This is a genomic window from Kitasatospora sp. NPDC023385 (genome assembly GCF_055664045.1).
In genome coordinates this window covers 1-1972 of the sequence record NZ_JBVOOL010000094.1, presented here as the reverse complement: position 1 = coordinate 1972, position 1972 = coordinate 1, and the positions used below count along the sequence as shown (strand labels likewise).

The window sequence follows — 1972 nt, the reverse complement described above, 5'->3', positions numbered from 1 at the left end:
CGCGAGGACGCGCCGGGTGACAGGCGCCTGGTGGCGTACGTCGTCCCCGCCGACGGCGGTGAGGTAATCCCGGGCACGGTCCGGGAGTTCGTGGCCCAGCGCCTTCCGGAGTACATGGTCCCGGCGGCGGTGGTGGTGCTGGACGCGCTCCCGCTGACCGTCAACGGCAAGCTCGACCGCCGCGCCCTGCCCGCCCCCGACTACGCGGGCACCGCCGGCGTGGGCCGGGAGCCGGAGACCGAGCAGGAGAGGGTGCTCTGCGCGGCGTTCGCCGAGATCCTCGGCGTCGAGTCGGTCGGTGTCGACGACGACTTCTTCGCCCTCGGCGGGCACTCCCTGCTCGCCGTCCGCCTCACCAGCCTGCTCCGCGACCGGCTGGGCGTCGAGGTGCCCGTGAAGACGGTGTTCCAGGCCCCGACCGTGGCCCGGCTCGCCCCCGAGATCGACGATCTCGCAACCGGAACCCAGAAAGCAGCAAGGCCGGCACTGCGGCCGATGCGTCGACAGGAGGAGTCCTGATGGTGCCGTTGTCGTTTGCGCAGCGTCGGTTGTGGTTCCTGGGACAGTTGGAGGGGCCGAACGCGACCTACAACATCCCGGTGGTGCTGCGGCTGGCCGGAGACTTGGACGCGGACGCGCTCGGCGCGGCGCTGCTGGATGTGGTGGAGCGGCACGAGGTGCTGCGGACGGTGTTCGCGGTCGCCGACGACGAGCCGTACCAGCGCGTCCTGCCGCTCGACCGGGCGGGCTTCCGCCTGGACGTGGTCGACCTCGCCGAGGAAGAACTGGCGGCGGCGGTGGCCGGGGCGACCCGGTACGTCTTCGACCTGGAGAACGAGATCCCCGTCCGGGCCTGGCTGTTCAGGACCGGACGGGGCGAGCAGACCCTCGCCCTGGTGATGCACCACATCGCCTCGGACGGCTGGTCGACCGGCCCGCTCGCCCGCGACCTCTCGGCGGCCTACGCGGCCCGCCGGGAGGGCCGGGCGCCCGGCTGGGAGCCGCTGCCCGTGCAGTACGCCGACTACACGCTCTGGCAGCGTGAAGTGCTCGGCTCGGAGGACGACCCCGAGAGCGTGATCTCCCAGCAACTCGCCTACTGGCGCGAGGCGTTGGCGGGAGCGCCGGAGGAGCTGGAGCTGCCGGTCGACCGGGTCCGCCCGGCCGTCGCCGGCCACCGCGGGCACTCCGTGGAGCTCGCCCTGCCCGCCGACGTCCACCGGGACCTCGTACGGCTGGCGCGGGAGCAGGGCGCGACGCTGTTCATGGTGGCGCAGGCGGCGCTCGCCGTGCTGCTCTCCAAGCTCGGCGCCGGCACCGACATCCCGATCGGCGCGACGAACGCCGGCCGCACGGACGTGGCCCTCGACGACCTGATCGGCTTCTTCGTCAACACCCTGGTCCAGCGCACCGACCTCTCCGGGGACCCGACTTTCCTGGAGGTCCTCGGCCGGGTCCGGGAGACGACCCTGGCCGGCTTCGGCCACCAGGACGTGCCGTTCGACCGGCTGGTGGAGGAACTCGCACCGGAACGCTCGCTGGCCCGCCACCCGCTCTTCCAGGTCATGCTCACCGTGGACAACACCGCCCGGACCGGGCTCGCCCTGCCGGGCGTGCGGGCCGGCGGACCGGCCCCCGGCGCGCCGGCGCTGCCGACTTCGGCCGGGGCGGTCGGGGTGGCTGCCGAGGTGGTGGCGAAGTTCGATCTTGATGTCAGTCTTGGTGAGATGTTCGATGCCGAGGGTCGGCCGGCCGGGATCGGTGTGGTGGTGATCGGTGCGGCGGACCTGTTCGAGCCTGCGTCGGTGCGGCGGATCGCGGAGCGGCTGACGCGGTTGCTGGGGACGTTGGTGGCCGATCCGTCGGTGCGGCTGGCGGCGGTGGAGGTGTTGGACGTCGGGGAGCGGCGGCGGGTGCTGAGCGAGTGGAACGATACGGCTGTTGAGGTGCCTGCCGTGTTGGTGGCGGAGGT

At 72.8% G+C, this 1972-nt stretch carries 1 pseudogene; it reads left to right on the top strand.

Annotated features, from left to right (window positions below):
* A pseudogene (locus AC0B61_RS37155) lies at positions 1 to 1972 on the top strand (condensation domain-containing protein); the annotation flags it as partial.